A 22,063-nucleotide genomic window follows, 5' to 3' on the forward strand; every position below is an offset into this window, starting at 1 on the left:
ATTCGCGGTAAGGAATGGCGGCTCTTCGAGTCGCTTGAGTCAGGCGATTCGGAGAGGCTTGCGCTTGCGAGCGCAAGCCGGTTGTGCGGCGCCGGGCTGTGCCCGTCGAAGTCCCTCACAATCCCCGCGTCCGCAAGCACTCCACAGACAGTTCTACATACTTAGCACTATCATTTAATCCCGTGGCACAATCTTCACATTCTTGCATGCTGCATTCGCGTGTATGCGTGCCAGGTGAGACCGATACCGATTCAAGCAGCCAGCTGCCGCTCCTGCGCCGCCTTTACCAGCTCGCGTACCAGTTCGAGCAAGGCTTGCGGCGTGTCGAGCAAATGGTCGGCGTTCCAGTGCTGGGGCTCGACGGGGCCGCAGTAGCCCCAGGCGCAGGCCACCGTGCGCATGCCGGCGGCGCGGCCGGCCTGGATGTCGCGCAAGTCATCGCCTACATACCAGCATTCTTCTGGTGCCAGAGCCAGGCGGCGGGCGGCCTCCAGCAGGGGGGCGGGGTGCGGTTTCGGGTGGCCCATGGTGTCGCCCGAGATCACGCAGCCGGCGGCGCCCAGGCCGATCTGGCCCACCAGCGGGTCGGTGAAGCGGGCGGCCTTGTTGGTGACGATGCCCCAAGCCAGGCCCAGGGCGCTCAAGCCGTCGAGCATGGTAGGGATACCGTCAAATAAACGGCTTTCCACGGCCAGCGCCGCTGCATAGTTGTTGAGGAAGCCATCTTTCAGCGCTTCATAGCCACTTTCTCCAGGGGCTACGCCGTAGGACGCACCGATCATGCCGCGTGCGCCGGCCGAGGCGGTGGGGCGCAGGATGTCGTACGGCGTTGGCTCCAGGCCGGCGCGCGAACGCAGCAGGTTGATGGCGGCCGCCAAGTCGGGCGCGGTGTCGGCAAGGGTGCCGTCAAGGTCGAACAGGATGGCGCGCGGGGCTGGCAGATGGTCTGTGGTCATGGCGGCAAGTATGTCAAGTGGGAATGAAAAATGGCGGCCGCAGCCGCCTTGATTATGCGCGATGGTTACAGGGGCCGGGTGCAGGCCACCAGATAATTGACGCTGGTATCGCTATTAAGTGAGTAAATCTTGGTCAATGGGTTGTAGCTCATGCCGCGCATGCTATTCACATCCAGGCCGGCGCTGCGGGCATATTGCGACAGCTCGGCGGGGGTGATGAATTTGTCGTAGTCGTGCGTGCCTTTCGGCAGCAGGCGCAGCAGGTACTCGGCGCCCAGGATGGCGAACAGGTAGGCTTTCGGGTTGCGGTTCAGGGTCGACAGGAAGACGTGGCCGCCCGGTTTCACCAGCGTGGCGCAAGCTTTGACGATGGCGGCGGGGTCCGGCACGTGCTCGAGCATTTCCATGCACGTCACGACGTCGTACTGGCCCGCCTCTTCGTCGGCCATGGCTTCGGCAGCGATCAGCTTGTAGCGCATCTTGGCGCCCGATTCCAGGCTGTGCAGGTCGGCCACTTTCAGGGCTTTGTCGGACAGGTCGATACCCGTCACGTCGGCGCCCTTGCCGGCCATCGATTCGGCCAGGATGCCGCCGCCGCAGCCGATGTCGATCACGCGCTTGCCGGCCAGCGGCACTTTCGCGTTGATCCATTCCAGGCGCAGGGGGTTAATTTCGTGCAGAGGACGAAACTCGGAAGTGGGGTCCCACCAGCGGTGGGCCAGCTCACTGAATTTTTGGATTTCGAGAGGGTCGGCGTTCATAGGTCGAATAATAGCGGCAATTTTACAATTGGGCAGCCACGGACGAAAAAAAACCCCGCCGAGGCGGGGTTTTTCATGCTGACCTTGACTTGCGCGATAACTTGCGGCAAGCGCGCAGGTAGCGGCTCAGCTATTACTTGTTGCGGGTACCGACAACTTCGATTTCCACGCGACGGTTTTTAGCACGGCCTTCAGCGGTAGCGTTGCTAGCGACTGGTTGCTTCTCGCCTTTGCCTTCGGTGTACACGCGGTTGCTTTCAACGCCTTTGGTGACCAGGTAGGCTTTGACAGCATCAGCACGACGTACCGACAGTTTTTGGTTGTAAGCATCGGTGCCGACGGAGTCGGTGTGACCCACAGCGATGATGACTTCCAGGTTGATGCCGCCCAGTTGTGCGGTCAGCTCGTCCAGCTTGGCTTTGCCTTCTGGCTTCAGCGTGGCTTTGTCGAAATCGAAGAATGCATCAGCAGCGAAGCTGACTTTTTCCGAGGTAGGAGCAACAACGACTGGTACTGGCACGACAACAGCTGGTGCTGGTGCGACGACTGGTGGCGCAGGTGGAGCCACGCATTTGCCATCTTGCAGAGTTTCTGGCTCTACGCACAGTGGCACGTCGCAACCTGGCACCGCGTCAGCAGGTGTCCAGTAACCGGTACGCCAGCACAGGCCGAACGGGTCACGCACGATGATGCCGCGAGCATCTTGCACGTAAGCGCTTTTTGGGCTTGGTGCTTTGATGTCAGTGGTCACTGGCGCGAACGGTGGGGAGGTTGGGGTTTGGGCCGAAGCCGAGCCAGCAATCACTGCGGATGCAGCGAAAAACAACGTTACAAATTTATTCATTCTTTTTTCCTTTCGGGGGGTGATATCCGCAGAATAACACTGCGCTACTGGTGCTACGTGCCAAGATTTTATCATGTAGACCAGATGCGCTCGTTTCAGATTGCGAAACTAGCAATTAACTTCCTAGTCATTTTGCCACATGCATCATGGGCACACGACCGTGGTTAAATCAAAGCCTGCCCGATTTTAGACCGCACGTTGTTTTCGCGCAACGTAAATGCCCATTTGTAACGCGTCGGTAACATTTGATCGTTTTTTTTGCCACTTTTTAGGGCAGAGGCCTTGAACTGGTATTGTCATTGTGCCTTATCGATGGGGTGGCGCGCACGCTGGCGGTGCAAACTGTCAATATTGCAGGTCTGGCCAATTTGTACAGGTAGCTGGGCGCGCATGCTAAAATCGAGCGCTTGACTGTTAAGAGTGCTAAACAAAAAGTTCACGGTGGCACTGCATGGCCTGAACGTACCGCCGGTACGGCTTGCCGCCTTGTCACTGTCCTGGGCATTTTTTGCCTGGCACTCCGCCATAACAGCCACCCAGGATATGCAGTATTGCGTCATACATTGCGTAGCAGATAAGTTAACCACAGCCTGAGATCAGTCGAACCGCCAATGGATCAATTCGCAAAAGAAACAATTCCTATTTCCCTCGAAGAAGAGATGCGCAAGAGCTACCTAGATTACGCCATGAGCGTGATCGTCGGGCGCGCCTTGCCGGATGCGCGCGATGGCTTGAAGCCAGTGCACCGCCGCGTCTTGTTCGCGATGCATGAAATGAACAACGTGTGGAACCGCCCTTACGTCAAGTGCGCCCGCGTGGTCGGCGAAACCATGGGTAAATACCATCCCCACGGCGACGCCTCGATCTACGACACCTTGGTGCGCATGGCGCAAAATTTTTCGCTGCGTTACATGCTCATCGATGGCCAGGGCAATTTCGGCTCCGTCGACGGCGATGGCGCCGCGGCGATGCGTTACACCGAGTGCCGCCTGGACAAGATCGCCGGCGAACTGCTGGCCGATATCGATAAAGATACCGTCGACTTCCAGCCCAACTATGACGGCAAGGAAAAGGAACCGACGGTATTGCCGACGCGTATCCCGAACCTGCTGATCAACGGCTCCTCCGGTATCGCGGTGGGCATGGCGACGAACATTCCGCCACATAACATTACCGAGGTCATCAACGGCGCCCTGTACGTGCTGCGCAATCCGGACTGCACGATCGATGAATTGATCGAGCTGATCCCTGCGCCCGATTTCCCGACCGCCGGTATCATCTATGGCGTCTCGGGCGTGCGCGACGGTTACCGTACGGGCCGCGGCCGCGTGGTCATGCGCGCCAAGACGCACTTTGAAGAGTACGGCAAGGATGGCGGCCGCATCGCCATCATCGTCGACGAGCTGCCATTCCAGGTCAACAAGAAATCCTTGCTTGAACGCATCGCCGAAAACGTGCGCGACAAGAAGCTCGATGGTATTTCCGACATCCGCGACGAGTCCGACAAGTCGGGCATGCGCGTGGTGATCGAGCTGAAACGCGGCGAAGTGCCGGAAGTGGTGCTGAACAACCTGTACAAGCAGACTCAACTGCAAGACACCTTCGGCATGAACATGGTCGCCCTGGTCGATGGCCAGCCGAAGTTGCTGAACCTCAAGCAGATGCTGCAATGCTTCCTGTCGCACCGCCGCGAAGTGGTGACGCGCCGTACCGTGTTCGAACTGCGCAAGGCGCGCGAACGGGGCCACGTGCTCGAAGGCCTGGCCGTTGCGCTGGCCAATATCGATGACTTCATCGCCATCATCAAGGCCGCGCCGACGCCGCCGATCGCCAAGGTCGAGCTGATGGCAACGGCCTGGGATTCGTCCGTGGTGCGCGAGATGCTGGCCCGTACGGGCGACGGCAACACGCCAGGCGGCATCGACGCTTACCGTCCGGAAAACTTGCCGAAACACTACGGCATGCAGTCAGATGGCCTGTACAAGCTGTCGGACGACCAGGCGCAGGAAATTTTGCAGATGCGTCTGCAGCGCCTGACCGGCCTGGAGCAGGACAAGATCGTCAACGAGTACAAGGAAATCATGGCGCACATCGCCGACTTGCTCGACATCCTGGCCAAGCCGGAACGCGTCACCGTCATCATTACCGATGAAATGACGGCGGCCATGAACGAATACGGCGCCGGCAACAAGGACGTCCGCCGTTCGCAGATCGAACTCAACGCCACCGACCTGGAAACGGAAGACCTGATTACGCCGCAAGACATGGTCGTGACCCTGTCGCACACGGGCTACATGAAGGCGCAGCCGATCACCGAATACCGCGCGCAAAAACGCGGTGGCCGCGGCAAGCAGGCCATGGCAACCAAAGAGGAAGACTGGATCGACCAGCTGTTCATCGCCAATACGCACGACTACATCCTGTGCTTCTCGGATCGTGGCCGCCTGTACTGGCTGAAGGTGTGGGAAGTGCCGCAAGGCTCGCGCAACTCGCGCGGCAAGCCGATCGTCAACATGTTCCCGCTGCAAGACAACGAAAAGATCACCGTGATCCTGCCGCTGTCGGGCGAGAACCGCACCTTCCCGGAAGACCATTACGTCTTCATGTCGACCAGCCTGGGTACGGTCAAGAAAACGCCGCTGAAGGACTTCAGCAATCCACGCAAGGCCGGCATCATCGCCGTCGACCTGGACGACGGCGACTTCCTGATCGGCGCGGCGCTGACCGATGGCCAGCACGACGTGATGCTGTTCTCGGACTCGGGCAAGGCAGTGCGCTTCGACGAAAACGATGTGCGTCCGATGGGCCGTACGGCGCGCGGCGTGCGCGGCATGAACCTGGAAGAAGGCCAGCAAGTGATCGCCATGCTGGTGGCTGAACAAGAGAAAGAGCTGGATGTCGAGGCTAAAGACGTAGCGCAAACTGATGTTGCCACCGAAGGGACGGATAAAGTTAAGCTTGCGCCTATGTCGGTGCTGACGGCAACCGAAAACGGCTACGGCAAGCGTACCCCGATTACCGAGTACACGCGCCATGGCCGTGGCACGAAAGGCATGATCGCCATCCAGACCAGCGAGCGCAACGGTAAAGTGGTTGCCGCGACCCTGGTCAATACCAGCGATGAAATCATGCTGATCACCACCGGCGGTGTGCTGATACGTACCCGTGTGTCGGAAATCCGCGAGATGGGCCGCGCGACGCAGGGCGTGACCCTGATCGCCGTGGAAGACGGCACCAAGCTGTCCGGCCTGCAGCGCGTGGTGGAAACGGATATCGACGAAGTCGAGCTGACGACGGAGGCGGGCAGCGATGCCGCAGCTACTCCTGCGCCGGCAGCGGCTGAGCCAGCCGATCCTGTTGATCCGGACCAGCCGGAGTAAGATGATTGGGGCTCCGCGAGGAGCCCCAATGCTGTTGGCGTGCCAATCGCGGCGCCAGCCTGCGTACCCCCAGGTAGTTCCCCGCTTTTGTAAAGTCCAGCATGCCATGAGAAAAATCGTCGCCACCTTCTTCGCCGCGTTTTCGCTGGCCATTCTTGCGACCCTGCCAGCCCTGGCGCAAAACACGCCAGCCACGCCAGCCAGCCAGGCTGCGCCCAGCCCTGCCATGAGAGTGGCCGTGCGGCGCATGCTCGACGCGATGCAGTTCCCCCAGCTGACGCGCAACATCTTTGACCAGATGCTGCAATCGGTGCCGGCCATGATCCGCCAGTCGGCGCAGCAGCAAATCAATACCAACCCGAACCTGGACGCGCAGCGCAAGGCGCGCGCGCTGGCCAGCGCCGAGGAAGAGATTCCCGTTGCCGTTGCCACCCTGACGCAGGTACTGGCCGATCCGACCCTGTTCGATGAACTGAGCGCCGAGATGGTGCCTCTCTACGCGCGCTACTACACGGTGCCGGAAGTCGAGCAGCTGACGGCGTTCTACAAGACGCCGCTGGGGCGCAAGATGCTGGCCACCATGCCGCAGCTGTCGGCCGAATCGATGGCCATCAGCCAGCGCGTGCTGATTCCCCGCGTCAACGCCGTGCTGGAGCAAGTCATGCGGGCGGCCACGCAGCCGCCTCAATAATTTCCATTTTGCCAAGGATCGTATCGTGACTCACATCTATAATTTCTCCGCCGGCCCGGCCGTGCTGCCCAAGGAAGTGCTGGCGCAGGCCGCTGCCGAAATGCTGGACTGGCATGGCAGCGGCATGTCGGTAATGGAAATGAGCCACCGTGGCCCGGAATTCATCTCCATCTACAAACAGGCCATCGCCGACTTGCGCGAACTGCTGGCCGTGCCCGAGAACTACAAGATACTGTTCCTGCAGGGCGGTGGCCTGGGCGAGAACGCCATCATCCCGATGAACCTGGTGGGCCATGGCGCCACGCAGCCGGCCACCGTGGACTTCGTGCACACGGGTTCCTGGTCGGGCAAATCGATCAAGGAAGCGGCAAAGTACGCCAACGTCAACGTGGCGGCGTCCTCGCAGGCGGCCAGTTTTACGCACGTGCCGCCAGTTGCGCACTGGAAGCTGACACCAGGCGCCGCCTACCTGCATATCTGCACCAATGAAACCATCGATGGCGTGGAATTCCAGCAGGCACCAAGCGTGCCGGCTGGCACCACTATCGTGGCCGACATGTCCTCGCACATTTTGTCGCGCGTGATTGATGTAGCGCAATACGGCGTGATCTTCGGCGGCGCGCAGAAAAACATCGGCCCGGCCGGCCTGACCCTGGTCATCGTGCGCGAAGACTTGCTGGGCAAGGCGCTGGCCATCTGTCCGTCGGCTTTTGACTGGACCATCGTGGCCGAACATGAGTCGATGTACAACACGCCGCCTACCTACGGCATCTATATCGCCGGCCTGGTTTTCCAGTGGCTGAAACGCCAGGGTGGCGTGGCAGCCATGGAACAGCGTAATATTGAGAAAGCGGCGCTGCTGTACGCGGCGCTCGATGCGGACGACTTCTACCAGAACCGGGTCGCACCAGCATACCGTTCGCGCATGACCATCCCGTTCTATCTGCGCGACGAAAGTTTGAACGACGCATTCCTGGCCGGCGCCAAGCAGCGCGGCCTGCTGCAACTGAAGGGCCACAAGTCCGTCGGTGGCATGCGTGCATCGATCTATAACGCGATGCCGATCGAGGGCGTGCAAGCCCTGGTCGATTACCTCAATGAATTTGCCGGACGCAGAGTCGCATAGCCGACCGCGCGGCCATGATAGCCATACAGCTGACGAAACAACACCATGACCGATAAATTGAAACCGCTGCGCGAACAGATCGATGCGATCGACGCGCAAATCCTCGAACTCCTGAACCGCCGCGCCCTGATCGCCCAGCAAGTGGGCCACGTCAAGGCCGAAACGCAGGCGCCCGTGTTCCGCCCCGAGCGCGAAGCGCAAGTGCTGCGCGGCGTGGCCGAGCGCAATCCCGGCCCCATGGGCGACCGCGAAGTGCAGACCATCTTCCGCGAAATCATGTCGTCCTGCCGTTCGCTGGAAAAGCGCGTCACCGTGGCCTACCTGGGCCCGGCCGGCACCTTCAGCGAGCAGGCCGTGTATCAGCAGTTTGGCAGCGCCGTCGAAGGCTTGCCGTGCGCTTCCATCGATGAAGTATTCCGCTCGGCGGAAGCGGGAACGGCCGATTTCGGCGTGGTGCCGATCGAAAATTCCTCGGAAGGCGCCGTCAACCGCACGCTCGACATGATGCTGCAGACTAGCCTCGTCATCAGCGGCGAGGTGGCGATCGCCGTGCACCACAGCCTGATGACGAAGAGCGGCAACATGGATGGCGTCACTTCCATCTGCGCCCACTCGCAGGCGCTGGCGCAGTGCCAGGTCTGGCTGAACCAGAATTACCCGCACATCGCGCGCCACGCCGTGGCGTCGAACGCCGAAGCGGCCCGCATGGCCAGCGAGGACTCGGCGGTCGCCGCCATTGCCAGCGAACTGGCCGGTGCGCAGTACAAGCTGGGCGTGGTCAAGGGCCATATCCAGGACGATCCGCACAACCGCACGCGTTTTGCCGTCGTGGGCACTTTGCAGACCGCGCCGTCGGGCAAGGACCAGACGTCCCTGGTGCTGGCCGTGCCGAACAAGGCCGGTGCCGTATACCAGTTGCTGGCGCCCCTGGCCAAGCACGGCGTGTCGATGACGCGCTTCGAGTCGCGCCCGGCGCGCATGGGCAGCTGGGAGTATTATTTCTATGTCGACGTGGAAGGCCACGTGCACGATGGCGCCGTCGCCCAGGCGCTGGCCGAGTTGCAGGGCAATGCGGCCTTCTTCAAGGTGCTGGGGTCATATCCCGTCAGCCTGTGAAGCCGCTGCTTTTTCTAATTACCTATCTCTTTAAAACACACCATGTCTAAAAATATCGGTCCAGAATACGTCCGCGCCATCGCCCCTTACCAGAGCGGCAAGCCGATCGCCGAAGTTGCGCGCGAATTTGGCCTCGACGAGGCCTCCATCGTCAAGCTGGCGTCGAATGAAAACCCGTACGGCATGCCCGAGTCGGCCAAGCAGGCGATGATCGCCGCCATCGACGACCTGGGCCGCTACCCGGACGCCAATGGCTTTGATTTGAAAGCCGTGCTGTCCAAGCGCTATGACGTGCCTGCCGACTGGATCACCCTGGGCAATGGCAGCAACGACATCCTGGAAATCGCCGCGCACGCTTTCGTGCAGCATGGCCAGTCGGTGGTGTACTCGCAGTATTCGTTTGCCGTGTATGCGCTGGCCACGCAAGGCTTGGGCGCGCGTCACCTGGTGGTGCCGGCGCAAGCCTATGGCCATGATCTCGATGCGATGGCAGCGGCGATTACCGACGACACGCGTTTGCTGTTTATCGCCAACCCGAACAACCCGACCGGCACCTTCCTCTCGGCTGCCCAACTCGAAGCGTTCCTGCAGAAAGTGCCGCAGCACGTAGTGGTGGTGCTCGACGAGGCCTACAACGAGTTCCTCTCGGCCGAGGACCAGTACGAGTCGACGGCGTGGGTGCGCCAGTATCCGAACCTGGTGGTGTCGCGCACCCTGTCGAAGGCCTATGGGCTGGCTGGCCTGCGCATCGGCTTTGCCATCGCCCAGCCGGTGCTGACGGACTTGATGAACCGCATCCGCCAGCCATTCAACGTCAATACCCTGGCGCAGGCGGCAGCCATCGCCGCGCTGGATGACAAGGCATTCCTGGAGCAAAGCGCGCGCAACAACGCGGCCGGCTACCAGCAGTTTACGCAAGCGTTCACGCAACTTGGCCTGGAATACGTGCCATCGCACGGTAATTTCGTGCTGGTGAGGGTGGGCGACGACGACGAGGCGGGCGCACGCGTGAATCTGGCGCTGCTCAAGCAGGGTGTGATCGTGCGTCCCGTCGGCAGCTATGGCTTGCCGCAATGGCTGCGCATTTCCATCGGCCTGCCGCAGGAAAACGCCATCTTCATCGCCGCGCTGACGAAAGCGCTGGCTTGAACCGATGATGAATAAGGTCGTTATTTTCGGCGTGGGCCTGATCGGCGGCTCGTTCGCGCGCGCCCTGAAGCACGCGGGCGCTGTGGGCACGGTGGTCGGCATGGGCCGTTCGCCAGCCTCGCTGGCGCGCGCCCTGGAGCTGGGCATCATCGACGAGATCGGCGGCAACATGGCGCACGATTTGGCCGGCGTCTTGGCGGACGCCGACCTGGTGCTGCTGGCCGCGCCGGTGGCGCAAACTGGCGCGATCCTGGCATCCATCGCGCCGCACCTGCAGCCCGGCACCATCGTCACCGACGCGGGCAGCACGAAAAGCGACGTGGTGGCGGCGGCGCACGCGGCTTTGGGCAGCAAAGTGGCGCAATTCGTGCCCGGCCACCCGATCGCGGGGCGCGAGACGAATGGCCCCGATGCGGCCATCATTGATCTGTATCAAGGCAAGAAAGTGGTGCTCACGCCGCTGGCGGAAAACGCCGCGGACGACGTGGCGCTGGTGGCGGCCGCGTGGCGCGCCTGCGGTGCCATCCTGCACACCTTGACACCAGAAGAACATGACAAGGTGTTTGCCGCCGTCAGCCATTTGCCGCATCTGCTGGCCTTTGCGCTGGTCGACGACATCGCCAACAAACCGCACGCGGGCCTGCTGTTTCAATACGCGGCCAGCGGCTTTCGCGACTTTACGCGCATCGCCGGTTCATCGCCGGAAATGTGGCGCGACATCAGCCTGGCCAACCAGCCGGCGCTGCTGCACGAACTCGATGCCTACCTGGCGCAGTTGACTGTCTTGCGCGCGCACCTTGCCGCCAACGATGGCGCAGCGATTGAACGCGTGTATGCGAACGCCCAGCACGCCCGGCAGCAATGGACAGAGGCGATCGAAACGGCGGAAGTGCCTGCGCCGGCCGCGCCCACACACTAAATATTGAAGGATTCCAGCATGACCCAGAGCAAGCACTACCCCCAGCATATCGATTTAGAACCGGTGATGCATGCCGAAGGCACGGTGCGCCTGCCCGGCTCGAAAAGCATTTCCAACCGCGTGCTGCTGCTGGCCGCGCTGGCCAGCGGCACGACGAAAATCGTCGATTTGCTCGCTTCCGACGACACCTTTGTCATGCTCACGGCGCTGACCTCGCTGGGCGTCAAATGGACGCAGGACGAGTTGCAGGGCGATCCGGCCACGGCCCACCAGATTCACCACGTGGAAGGTTGCGGCGGCGTCTTCCCGCAGCACGCGGCGGACCTCTTCATGGGCAATGCCGGTACGGCGATTCGCCCGCTGACGGCGGCGCTGGCAGTGATCGGCGGCGACTACACGCTGCACGGCGTGTCGCGCATGCACGAGCGCCCCATCGGCGACCTGGTCGATGCACTCAATGCCGTCGGCACGCAAATCGAATACACGGGCGAGCAGGGCTTCCCGCCGCTGCGCATCCGCCGTGGCCACATTCACGCGCAGCGCATCGCCGTGCGCGGCAATGTGTCGAGCCAGTTCTTGACGGCCTTGCTGATGGTAGCGCCGCTGATGGCGCGCGACCATGCGGTGACCATCGATGTCACGGGCGAGCTGATTTCGAAGCCGTATATCGAAATTACGCTGAACCTGATGCGCCGCTTCGGCGTGACGGTCGAGCATGACGGCTGGCAGTCGTTTACCGTGCAGCCGGGCCAGCAGTATCAAAGCCCGGGCACCATCCACGTCGAAGGCGATGCCTCGTCGGCCTCGTATTTTCTGGCAGCCGGCGCGATTGGCGGCGGTCCCGTGCGCGTGGAAGGCGTGGGACGCGACAGCATCCAGGGCGACGTGCGCTTCGTCGAAGCCTTGCAACAGATGGGCGCGACCATCACCATGGGCGAAAACTGGATCGAGGCCCGTTCCAACGGCGTGCTGAAAGCCATCGACATGGATTTCAACCACATCCCCGATGCGGCCATGACGATCGCCGTGGCCGCCCTGTACGCGGACGGCACCAGTACCTTGCGCAATATCGCCAGCTGGCGCGTGAAGGAAACGGACCGCCTGGCCGCCATGGCCACCGAATTGCGCAAGCTCGGCGCGCAAGTGGAAGAGGGCGCGGACTACCTGCGCGTGACGCCGCCGGCGCACATCCAGGCTGCCACCATCGATACCTATGACGACCACCGCATGGCGATGTGCTTCTCGCTGGCCTCGCTCGACGGCGCCGCGCGGCGCGGCAACGCCATGCGCATCAACGACCCGAAATGCGTAGCCAAGACCTTCCCCGAATATTTTGCCGCGTTTGCGGGGATTGCCCAGGACACTTTGATTTAATTGATAGCCTATAAAATGTCCACATCTCACATCCCAGTCATCGCCATCGACGGCCCGACCGCTTCCGGCAAGGGCACGGTAGCGCACCGCGTGGCCGACAAGCTCGGCTTTCATTACCTCGATTCGGGCGCCCTGTACCGCCTGACGGCCCTGACGGCGATTCGCCGTGGCACGGACTTGCACGACGAGCACGCGCTGGCCAAGCTGGCCGAACACCTGCCGTGCCACTTTGCCGGCGGCGAGATCCTGCTGGCAAACGAAAATGTCACTGAGCAGATCCGCGCCGAAGTGGTGGGCAATACGGCGTCGAAAATTGCTGTCCTGCCAACCGTGCGCCAGGCGCTGGTCGGTTTGCAGCTGGGTTTTCGCAAGGCGCCGGGCCTGGTGGCCGACGGGCGCGACATGGGCACGGTGATCTTTCCGCATGCCCCGCTGAAGGTCTTCCTCACGGCCAGCGCCGAGGCGCGCGCACAACGCCGCTACAAGCAATTGATAGACAAGGGTTTTTCTGCTAATATGGAAGACCTTCTGATGGATTTGCAGGCGCGGGACGAACGTGATACTCACCGTGCGATTGCGCCGCTGGTCCCCGCAGAAGGGGCGCATGTCCTCGATACCTCGGAAATGACGGCCGATGAGGCTGTTGAAACCGTGTTGAAATGGTATGCGGTAGTTGCAAAATAAGCAGCAAAATAGCGTGCGTTATGTCTGTAGTGCGTGCTATGTGGTGCCCGTGACGGCTCCTGGCCTGTCCGGGTGTGTCAAAAACCTAACCCAGTTTAAGTCGCGTCGTGCGAACTCTGCTGGATAACCTGTGTGAACCCTATGTCTACTGTTACAACTAACGAATCTACCGGTATGGAAAGTTTTGCTGCGCTCTTCGAGGAATCGTTGTCGCGTCAAGATATGCGCTCCGGCGAAGTTATTTCCGCTGAAGTCGTGCGCCTCGACCACAATTTCGTGATCGTCAACGCTGGCCTCAAATCCGAAGCATTCATCCCTGTCGAAGAATTCAAGAACGACCACGGCGAACTGGAAGTCAAAGTTGGTGACTTCGTTTCCGTGGCGATCGAATCGCTGGAAAATGGTTTCGGCGATACCATCCTGTCGCGCGATAAAGCCAAGCGTCTGGCTTCGTGGCTGGCTCTGGAAAAAGCGATGGAATCGGGCGAAATCGTCGTCGGTACCGTCAATGGTAAAGTCAAAGGCGGCCTGACCGTGTTGACCAACGGCATCCGCGCGTTCCTGCCGGGCTCGCTGGTTGATACCCGTCCTGTCAAAGACACCACCCCATTCGAAGGCAAAACCCTCGAATTCAAGGTCATCAAGCTGGATCGCAAGCGTAACAACGTGGTTCTGTCCCGCCGCGCCGTCATCGAAGCTTCGATGGGCGAAGAGCGTCAGAAACTGATGGAAACGCTGAAAGAAGGCACGGTCGTGACCGGCGTCGTCAAAAATATCACCGACTACGGCGCGTTCGTGGATCTGGGCGGTATCGATGGCCTGCTGCACATCACCGATCTGGCATGGCGCCGTGTACGTCACCCGTCGGAAGTGTTGACGGTTGGCCAGGAAATCACCGCCAAAGTCCTGAAATACGATCAAGAGAAAAACCGTGTTTCGCTGGGCGTGAAACAACTGGGCGACGATCCTTGGACCGGTCTGTCCCGTCGTTACCCACAAAGCACCCGTCTGTTCGGTAAAGTAACGAACCTGACCGACTACGGCGCATTCGTGGAAGTGGAACAGGGTATCGAAGGTCTGGTACACGTTTCCGAAATGGACTGGACGAACAAAAACGTTGCTCCTAACAAAGTTGTCCAACTGGGCGACGAAGTAGAAGTCATGGTTCTGGAAATCGACGAAGAGCGTCGTCGTATCTCGCTGGGTATGAAACAGTGCAAAGCCAACCCTTGGGATGACTTTGGCGTTACCCACAAGAAGGGCGATAAAGTCCGCGGCGCGATCAAATCGATCACCGACTTCGGCGTGTTCATCGGCCTGGCCGGCAACATCGACGGTCTGGTGCACCTGTCCGACCTGTCCTGGACCGAAACCGGCGAAGAAGCCGTGCGTCGCTTCAAGAAAGGTGACGAACTGGAAGCCATCGTTCTGGCCATCGACGTTGAGCGCGAGCGCGTTTCCCTGGGCGTCAAGCAACTGGAAGGTGACCCATTCAACAACTTCGCAGCCATGAACGACAAAGGCTCGCTGGTAACCGGTACCGTTAAATCGGTTGAGCCTAAAGGCGCCGTGATCCAACTGTCCGAAGAAGTTGAAGGCTACCTGCGCGCTTCCGAAATCTCGCGCGACCGCGTTGAAGATGCTGGTACGCACCTGAAAGTCGGCGACACCGTTGAAGCGATGGTACTGAACATCGACCGCAAAGCCCGTGGTATCCAACTGTCGATCAAAGCGAAAGACAACGTTGAAACCCAGGAAGCAATGCAGAAGATGGCAGCTACCGACAACAACGCAGCTTCGGGCACCACCAGCCTGGGCGCCTTGTTGAAAGCTAAGTTCGATAACAAGAACTAAGACTGCGGACTCTGGCAGATGACAAAGTCCGAGCTGATCAACCGCCTCGCTGAGCGTTATTCTCAGCTGGTGGCGAAAGATGCGGAGTATGCCGTCAAGACCATTCTCGATGCGATGACCAACGCCCTGGCGACTGGTCAACGTATCGAGATCCGCGGTTTTGGCAGTTTTGCCCTGAACAGCAGGCCCCCGCGCATCGGTCGCAACCCGAAATCCGGCGACAAGGTGATGGTTCCTGAAAAACGGGTACCCCACTTCAAACCGGGCAAACAGTTGCGCGAGCGGGTGGACGCGATGGTCGGACAACCGATCATCGAGGATTAATCGTCTGCTGGAAGGCGACACAAAGAGCGGCGTCCTTGGATGCCGCTTTTTTTTGTTAATATGCTGTAGAGCACTGATCAAACCTACTGCGCGTCGCGCTTTGCGGCCGGCGATGCTCACCGTACTTCAGTACGGTTGCGCTTCTTAGCCACAAATCACTGCCGCTCGCTACGGTTTGATCAGCGCTCTACGTTTGTGCCATGTGGCACTGGCATTTTTTTTGTTCTCTCTGGACCTATCGATGAAAATCATCTCCACCATCGTTGGCTGTGTTCTTTTCGTCGTGTTTTTCAGTTTTGCGCTGAAGAACGCGCAGGTTGTCGACCTGCATGTTTTCCTCAATTATGAAATTCGCGGCCCCCTGGTCCTGATGCTGCTGGGCTTTTTTGTCGCCGGCGCCAGCCTGGGCGTACTGGCCCTGACGCCGACCGTGTTCCGTCACCGGCGCGAAGCGAACAAGCAAAAGACCACCATTGCCGCACTGCAGACCGTGGGCGTGGCGAGCAATGTCCAGCCACAACCGGACAGCGTGAGCGCGCAGTAAGCAGCGCCATCGCTCCTATCTCTCTTACTCGAATAAAAACAATCGCATGGACTTTGAATTCTGGTGGCTCTTGGGTATCCCTGTGTTTTTCGCACTGGGCTGGATTGCCGCGCGTGTTGATATTCATCAACTGGTGTCGGAATCGCGCAGCCTGCCGCGCAATTACTTCAAGGGCTTGAATTTCCTGCTCAATGAGCAGCACGACAAGGCCATCGATGCCTTCATCGAAGTGGTTAAGCTGGACCCGGAATCGGTCGACATGCACTTTGCGCTGGGCAATCTGTTCCGCCGCCGTGGCGAGACGGAGCGCGCCATCCGCGTGCACCAGAACTTGCTGGCGCGTCCTGACCTGCCGCTGGAACAGCAGGGCCATGCCGCCTACGAGCTGGGCATGGATTACCTGAAGGCAGGTTTGCTGGACCGTGCCGAAGAAACCTTCAATAGCTTGATCGACACGCAATATGCGGCCCAGGCGCGCCGCGCGCTGCTGGAAATTTACCAGCGCGAAAAGGAATGGCCGCGCGCCATCGAAGCGGCCTTGGGCTTGCAGGAATCGGGCGCCGGTGCGCGCCAGAAGGAAATCGCCCAGTTCTATTGCGAGCTGGCGCATGACGCCCTGGTGCACCTGAAGCCGGATGAAGCCATGCCGCTGCTGGAGAAAGCCCTGCAGACAGACCGCAAGAGCGTGCGCGCCACCATCCTCACCGGCGACGTGCTGCTGGCGAATGGCGACGTGGAAGGCGCACTGACCACCTGGCGCCGTGTCGAGCAGCAAAGCGTGCCGCACGTGGCCCTGGTGGCCCAGCGCCTGATGGATGGCTACACGAAAATGGGCCGTGCGCAGGAAGGCGTCAATTTGCTGCGCTCCTACTTGGAAGAAGCTTCGTCGATCGACTTGATCGAAGTCGTCTTCAAGGCCGTCATCGAGCTCGACGGCGTGGAAGCGGCGAAACAGCTGGTCAGCGCGGAACTGCGCCGCACGCCCACCTTGCTGGGCCTGGATAAACTGCTGGAGGCGCGCATGATGGATGCCCCGGCAGCCATCTGGTCCGAGCTGTCGATGGTGAAGAACCTGGTGCACGGCTATACGCAAAAGCTGGCCCGCTACCAGTGCAGCCACTGCGGCTTCAAGGCGCGCCAGTTCTACTGGCACTGCCCGGGCTGCAACAAGTGGGAAACCTATCCGCCACGGCGTACCGAAGAACTCAACGTGATGAATTAATCGTACACGCCACCTTGCCCCGCGCAACGTGGCGTGTACTTGTATGTAACATCTGCATTTTACAAATACGGCACAACCATGAAAATCACCATTATCGGCACCGGCTATGTTGGCCTCGTGACCGGCGCCTGCCTGGCGGAACTGGGCAATGACGTCTTTTGCCTCGACCTCGACGTACAAAAGGTGGCCTTGCTCAACAGCGGCGGCATCCCCATCCATGAGCCGGGCCTGGAAGACGTCGTGGCGCGCAACCGCGCCGCCGGCCGCCTGACCTTCTCCACCGATGTCGAAGCGGCCGCCGCGCATGGCGTGATGCAATTCATCGCCGTCGGCACGCCGCCCGATGAAGATGGCTCGGCTGACCTGCAATACGTGCTGGCCGCCGCGCGCGGCATCGGCAAGTACATGACCGACTTCAAGGTCATCGTCGACAAGTCGACGGTGCCCGTCGGCACGGCTGAAAAAGTGCGCGCTGCGATCCAGGGCGAGCTCGACGCGCGCGGCGTGGCCACCACGTTCTCGGTGGCGTCGAACCCGGAATTTCTCAAGGAAGGCGCGGCCGTCGAAGACTTCATGCGCCCGGACCGTATCGTTATCGGCGTCGATGCCACGCTTGACGGCGAGAGCGCGCGCGAATTGCTGAAAAGCCTGTATGCACCGTTCAACCGCAACCACGAGCGCACCTACTGGATGGATGTGCGGTCGGCCGAGTTCACCAAATATGCGGCGAACGCCATGCTGGCGACGCGTATTTCCTTCATGAATGAACTGGCCAACCTGGCCGATAAGGTGGGTGTCGATATCGATGCCGTGCGCCACGGCATCGGCTCGGACCCGCGCATCGGCCACAGCTTCCTGTACGCGGGCTGCGGCTATGGCGGCTCGTGCTTCCCGAAAGATGTGCAGGCGCTGGAACGCACGGCGCGTGGCTATGGCCAGGAATTGCTGATTTTGCGTGCCGTCGAAGCGGTCAACGACAAGCAGAAGCACATACTGGGCGGGAAAGTGGTGAAACGCTTCGGCGAGGATTTGACGGGGCGCCATTTTGCCGTCTGGGGCCTGGCCTTCAAGCCCAATACGGACGACATGCGCGAAGCGTCGGCCCGCGTGCTGCTGCGCGATATACTGGAACGTGGCGCCACGGTAGCCGTCTACGACCCTGTCGCCATGCCCGAGGCCCGCCGCGTGCTGCAACTGGACCTGACGCCGGAACAGCTGGCAAAGGTGCGCTTTGCCGACAGCCCGCAAGATGCGCTGCTGGACGCCGATGCGCTGGCCATCGTGACTGAATGGAAAGCCTTCCGCAGTCCTGATTTCGCGCAGATCAAGGCACGCCTGAAGCAGGCCGTGATCTTTGACGGGCGCAACCTGTTCGAGCCAGCCATCATGGCCGACGCTGGCATCGAATACCACGGGATCGGTCGCTCGGTCCTGACACGCGCATGAGCGCCCGCGACTTGACGGTGCCAGCCGCGCTGGCCCAGGTACGCCTGCTGGTGGTGGGTGATGTGATGCTGGACCGCTACTGGTTTGGCGACGTCAGCCGTATCTCGCCGGAAGCGCCGGTGCCCATCGTGCGCATCGAGAAGCGCGAAGAGCGCCTCGGCGGCGCGGCCAACGTGGCGCGCAATGCGGCCGCGCTGGGAGCGAAGACGAGCTTGCTGGGCGTGGTCGGCGACGACGAGGCCGGCAGCCAGGTCGAGCGCCTGCTCGAAGGCGGCGGCATCCACAGCTATTTGCAGCGCGATGCGGCCATTTCCACCATCATCAAGCTGCGCGTGATCGGCCGCCAGCAGCAAATGCTGCGCATCGATTTCGAGGATGCGCCCAGCGATACGGTGCTGCGCGACAAGCTGGCGCAGTTTAACGCTCTCTTGCCCAATTATGACGTGGTGGTCTTGTCTGACTATGCCAAGGGTAGCCTGGTGAATGTGGCCGAGATGATCAAGACCGCGAGAGCGGCCGGCAAGATCGTCATGGTCGACCCGAAAGGCGATGATTTCAGCCGCTATGCGGGAGCGTCAGTGCTCACTCCGAACAAATCGGAACTGCGCCGCGTGATCGGCAACTGGAGCACGGAAGAGCAGCTCACTGAGCGCGCGCAGCAGATGCGTGCGCAACTGGGCCTGGAAGCGTTGCTGCTGACCCGTTCGGAAGAGGGCATGAGCTTGTATACGGCCGATGAGGTACTGCACATGCCGACCGATGCGCGCGAAGTATTTGACGTCTCCGGTGCCGGCGACACGGTGATCGCCACCATGGCGGCCATGCTGGGCGCCGGCATGAACCTGAGCGACGCCGTGCGGACGGCCAACCGGGCCGGCGGCATCGTCGTTGGCAAGCTGGGCACGGCCACCGTCACCCGCGAAGAGTTGTTCCCGTAATAATGCTGTCCTGCCTGCGCCGCATCGTTTGATCTGGCGCAGGCTTTCCCCTCCTGCCGTGCCCCCGTCTTGTCAACCATATCACGCCCCAGCCGTTAAAGCCGTTAAGGCGCTGTTCCTCCTTGCGTTCGAGTCATCTTGAAACCACATCACGGAGAGATACCCATGTTCAAAAAAATACTGCTCGCTATCGTCACCCTGATCGCGACGATGGGCTTTGCGTTTGCCCAGGTCGATGTCAACAAGGCGGACCAGGCGGCACTCGACAGCGTCAAGGGCATCGGCCCCGTCACCTCGAAAGCCATCGTCGATGAGCGTGCCAAGGGCGGCGCCTTCAAGGATTGGGCCGATTTTGAAAGCCGGGTGAAGGGCATCGGTCCGAAAAGCTCCGTGAAACTGTCGGAAGCGGGCTTGCAAGTGAATGGCCAGGCCAAGTCCGGCGCGCCAGCGGCTGCCGTCGCCAAGCCGGCAGCGGCAAAAGCTGCTGTGAAGGAAGTTGCAGCGCAAGACGCCGCACCGAAGCCAGCTGCTGCGACCGGCACCGCTGCGGCGCCAGCCAAGACAGCCGCTGAAACGAAGAAAGAAGCTGCTGCCGCCAAGAAAGAAGCCAAGGCCGCTGCCGCTGCCGCCAAAAAAGAGGCCGCCGCCAAGGCCACTGCGGCACCAGCGGCCGCCGCTGATGGCGCTGCGGGCGTAAAAACGGCTGCCGAGACGAAGAAGGAAGCTGCTACTGCCAAGAAAGAAGCGAAAGCTGCTGCCGCTGCCGCGAAGAAGGAAGCGAAACTGGCTGCTGCTGCCGACGCGAAGAAGGCCGAAGCCGAGAAAAAGTAAGCGTATTGTTGTGACGCGTGCTGCGTGGTGGTGCCGCGCAGCATGGCAAGAAAACCCCGCGTGGTACCGGCCGCGCGGGGTTTTTTTATTGCCGGGAGCGGCAACTTGCCTGCGGTTCGGCGTCAGCCGAATGGGGGGCCTACAGTTGCGACTCGATCGGCAGCCAGCGCATCAGGGAGACCAGCGTGCGGCGCCAGAAACTCGCTTCCGGGTCGTGCGACCATACCTTGGCGGGCTCTTCGGTGGCGTCTGACCAGCGCAGCGCGCCGTCTTGCAGGAACAGGCGGTAGCTGGTGTCGCTCGACGTCGAGCGCAGGAACAGGGCGCGCATGTCGGCCGCCAGCGCGGCATCGGTAAACAATACGCCCATTTCCGTATTCAGCTGCGCCGAACGGGGGTCGAGGTTGAAGGAGCCGACAAAGCCGCGCTGGCCATCGGCCACCACGGCCTTGGTGTGCAGGCTGGCGCGGCTCGACCCCATCAGGCTGATGCGCTTGCGGTGCAGGGTCTTCAATTCATACAGATCGACGCCGCCGCCCAGCAGCACCTCGCGGTAGCGCGCATAGCCCGCATGCACGAGGGCTACATCGGTGGCGGCCAGCGAGTTGGTCAGCACCTTGACCTTGACGCCGGCGGCGACTTTTTCTCCCAGGATCGCGCTTAGCGCTGCGCCGGGTACGAAGTACGGCGAGGTCAGCAGCGCTTCCTCGCGCGCCCCGGCCAACAGGGGCAGCAAACTGTGCATGAGCCAGTGCTCGCTGCGCTGCAGGCTGGCCACGGGCGCGGCTTTTTCCGGCGGGTCCGACATCACCTGCACCTGTGCGCTCCAGTGCAGGCGCAAACGCCCGTCCAGGTGCGCCTGCAACTGCTGCGTATCGGTCAGCTGCTGCAAATACGACGAGGCGGCCACTTCGCCGGCGAGTGCATCAAGACGGGCGCGTACCGCCTGCAGTTCAGGCGCACCGGCGTTCTTGCCGGCATGCAGGGCGCTGATGGGAATGACGGCGCGGCTATTCCAGAAGCGGTCGAAGATATCGCTGGCCTGCTGTACGGCGGGGCCTACCAGCAGCAGATCGGCATCCTGGAAATTGACTTGCTCGGCGGCATCGAAATATTCATCGCCGATATTGCGCCCGCCGACGATGGCGACCCTGCCATCGACAATCCAGGCCTTGTTGTGCATGCGCCGGTTCAGGCTCACTGCGCGCAAGGCCATTTCCACGGCGCGGCGCCAGACGCCGTCGCGGTTGCGGCTGGGGTTGAAGATGCGCACCTCGATCAGCGGATGGCTGTCGAGCGCCAGGATGGCGGCATCCTGGCCCCGTGCGTTGATGTCGTCGAGCATCACGCGCACGCGCACGCCACGCTCGGCCGCGCGCAGCAGTTCGCGCACCAGCAGGCGCCCCGTGACATCGTTGTGCCAGATATAGTACTGCAAGTCGATGCTGCGGCCCGCTTCGCGCGCGCTCAGGGCGCGCAGGGCAAACGCTTCGAGGTTGTCGTCGATCAAGGCCGTGCCGCTCTGCAGCGGGCGTTGCGCCAGTTGCGGCGCCAGCACGCGGTCGAGCAGGGTGGCGTCGGCCGCCACTGGCAAGGCCTGCCCGTGTGCCCCCTGCGAACGCTCGGCGAAGCGGCCGTAGCTGTACAGGGCGGCAATGCTGAGCAGGGCGAACAGGCTGGCGAACTGCAGCAGCTTGACGAGCATGCGGCGCACCGTCAGCGGGACGCCCGCGTGCTGCGGCGTGCGGGAAGGAGGGTGGTCTGGCGCATGCGGGTGTCTTTCAGAGATGCGGGAGGTGAGCGCCGATTGTAGCAGTTTCTACAATGCATGATTTTCATCCAGGAACCTCCTTGTCTGCCGTCAAAAATGCGAGAATGGCCGCCTATCAATCATCAGGAGACGG

General features: G+C 61.3%; 19 protein-coding genes. 15 read left to right on the plus strand and 4 right to left on the minus strand.

The genetic code is table 11. The features are described 5' to 3' along the window. Positions 1-251 precede the first annotated feature (251 nt). From ACQ4W6_RS15390 to ompA, 3 genes are all read right to left on the minus strand, one after another. Positions 252-956 carry an HAD family hydrolase gene (locus ACQ4W6_RS15390; protein WP_436568047.1) on the minus strand — a complete coding sequence of 235 codons (705 nt, stop codon included), beginning with the start codon at positions 954-956 and terminating at the stop codon, positions 252-254. 65 nt (positions 957-1,021) lie between these two features. Then, entirely contained in the window at positions 1,022-1,717 is a 696-nt protein-coding gene (ubiG, locus tag ACQ4W6_RS15395; protein WP_436568048.1) for a bifunctional 2-polyprenyl-6-hydroxyphenol methylase/3-demethylubiquinol 3-O-methyltransferase UbiG, read from the minus strand. Positions 1,718-1,850: 133 nt separating this feature from the next. Beyond that, positions 1,851-2,561 (minus strand): outer membrane protein OmpA, encoded by a 711-nt coding sequence (gene ompA, locus ACQ4W6_RS15400; RefSeq protein WP_436568049.1) that lies wholly within the window; start codon positions 2,559-2,561, stop codon positions 1,851-1,853. 611 nt (positions 2,562-3,172) lie between these two features. Here ompA and gyrA point away from each other — a divergent pair. The 15 genes from gyrA (at position 3,173) to ACQ4W6_RS15475 (ending at position 20,159) form a co-directional block, all read left to right on the plus strand. Next, positions 3,173-5,941 (plus strand): DNA gyrase subunit A, encoded by a 2,769-nt coding sequence (gene gyrA, locus ACQ4W6_RS15405; protein WP_436568050.1) that lies wholly within the window; start codon positions 3,173-3,175, stop codon positions 5,939-5,941. A 106-nt stretch (positions 5,942-6,047) separates the two neighbouring features. Continuing rightward, positions 6,048-6,632, plus strand: coding sequence for a DUF2059 domain-containing protein (locus tag ACQ4W6_RS15410; protein ID WP_436568051.1), 585 nt, complete (start codon positions 6,048-6,050; stop codon positions 6,630-6,632). A gap of 25 nt (positions 6,633-6,657) precedes the next feature. Beyond that, entirely contained in the window at positions 6,658-7,758 is a 1,101-nt protein-coding gene (gene serC, locus ACQ4W6_RS15415) for a 3-phosphoserine/phosphohydroxythreonine transaminase (RefSeq protein WP_436568052.1), read from the plus strand. A gap of 45 nt (positions 7,759-7,803) precedes the next feature. After that, positions 7,804-8,874, plus strand: a complete 1,071-nt coding sequence (gene pheA, locus ACQ4W6_RS15420) for a prephenate dehydratase (protein WP_436568053.1) — start codon at positions 7,804-7,806, stop codon at positions 8,872-8,874. A gap of 42 nt (positions 8,875-8,916) precedes the next feature. After that, positions 8,917-10,023 (plus strand): histidinol-phosphate transaminase, encoded by a 1,107-nt coding sequence (hisC, locus tag ACQ4W6_RS15425; RefSeq protein ID WP_436568054.1) that lies wholly within the window; start codon positions 8,917-8,919, stop codon positions 10,021-10,023. Between the two features lie 4 nt (positions 10,024-10,027). Continuing rightward, positions 10,028-10,942, plus strand: a complete 915-nt coding sequence (locus tag ACQ4W6_RS15430) for a prephenate dehydrogenase (RefSeq protein WP_436568055.1) — start codon at positions 10,028-10,030, stop codon at positions 10,940-10,942. Between the two features lie 18 nt (positions 10,943-10,960). Continuing rightward, entirely contained in the window at positions 10,961-12,316 is a 1,356-nt protein-coding gene (gene aroA, locus ACQ4W6_RS15435; protein ID WP_436568056.1) for a 3-phosphoshikimate 1-carboxyvinyltransferase, read from the plus strand. Between the two features lie 15 nt (positions 12,317-12,331). After that, on the plus strand, positions 12,332-13,000 hold the full coding sequence (gene cmk / locus ACQ4W6_RS15440; protein WP_436568057.1) for a (d)CMP kinase: 669 nt from the start codon (positions 12,332-12,334) through the stop codon (positions 12,998-13,000). 141 nt (positions 13,001-13,141) lie between these two features. Next, positions 13,142-14,854 carry a 30S ribosomal protein S1 gene (rpsA, locus tag ACQ4W6_RS15445; RefSeq protein WP_071650172.1) on the plus strand — a complete coding sequence of 571 codons (1,713 nt, stop codon included), beginning with the start codon at positions 13,142-13,144 and terminating at the stop codon, positions 14,852-14,854. 18 nt (positions 14,855-14,872) lie between these two features. Then, positions 14,873-15,178: an integration host factor subunit beta gene (locus tag ACQ4W6_RS15450; protein ID WP_008446215.1), complete on the plus strand. Its 306-nt coding sequence runs from the start codon at positions 14,873-14,875 to the stop codon at positions 15,176-15,178. A 241-nt stretch (positions 15,179-15,419) separates the two neighbouring features. Beyond that, positions 15,420-15,722: a LapA family protein gene (locus ACQ4W6_RS15455; RefSeq protein WP_436568058.1), complete on the plus strand. Its 303-nt coding sequence runs from the start codon at positions 15,420-15,422 to the stop codon at positions 15,720-15,722. 46 nt (positions 15,723-15,768) lie between these two features. Next, positions 15,769-16,944, plus strand: a complete 1,176-nt coding sequence (gene lapB / locus ACQ4W6_RS15460; RefSeq protein ID WP_436568059.1) for a lipopolysaccharide assembly protein LapB — start codon at positions 15,769-15,771, stop codon at positions 16,942-16,944. A gap of 78 nt (positions 16,945-17,022) precedes the next feature. Beyond that, entirely contained in the window at positions 17,023-18,390 is a 1,368-nt protein-coding gene (locus ACQ4W6_RS15465; protein WP_436568060.1) for a UDP-glucose dehydrogenase family protein, read from the plus strand. Further along, the gene (gene rfaE1, locus ACQ4W6_RS15470) at positions 18,387-19,328 is read left to right on the plus strand and encodes a D-glycero-beta-D-manno-heptose-7-phosphate kinase (RefSeq protein WP_436568061.1); all 942 of its coding nucleotides are present in this window, start codon (positions 18,387-18,389) and stop codon (positions 19,326-19,328) included. The genes ACQ4W6_RS15465 and rfaE1 overlap by 4 nt, the downstream gene beginning before the upstream one ends. Positions 19,329-19,493: 165 nt before the next feature. Next, entirely contained in the window at positions 19,494-20,159 is a 666-nt protein-coding gene (locus ACQ4W6_RS15475; protein ID WP_436568062.1) for a ComEA family DNA-binding protein, read from the plus strand. 139 nt (positions 20,160-20,298) lie between these two features. Here the strand turns inward: ACQ4W6_RS15475 and ACQ4W6_RS15480 are convergent, their stop codons facing one another. Beyond that, positions 20,299-21,864, minus strand: coding sequence for a phospholipase D family protein (locus ACQ4W6_RS15480; RefSeq protein ID WP_436568063.1), 1,566 nt, complete (start codon positions 21,862-21,864; stop codon positions 20,299-20,301). Between the last annotated feature and the right edge of the window lie 199 nt (positions 21,865-22,063).

Source organism: Janthinobacterium woesei (assembly GCF_051380875.1).
Lineage (GTDB): Bacteria > Pseudomonadota > Gammaproteobacteria > Burkholderiales > Burkholderiaceae_D > Janthinobacterium.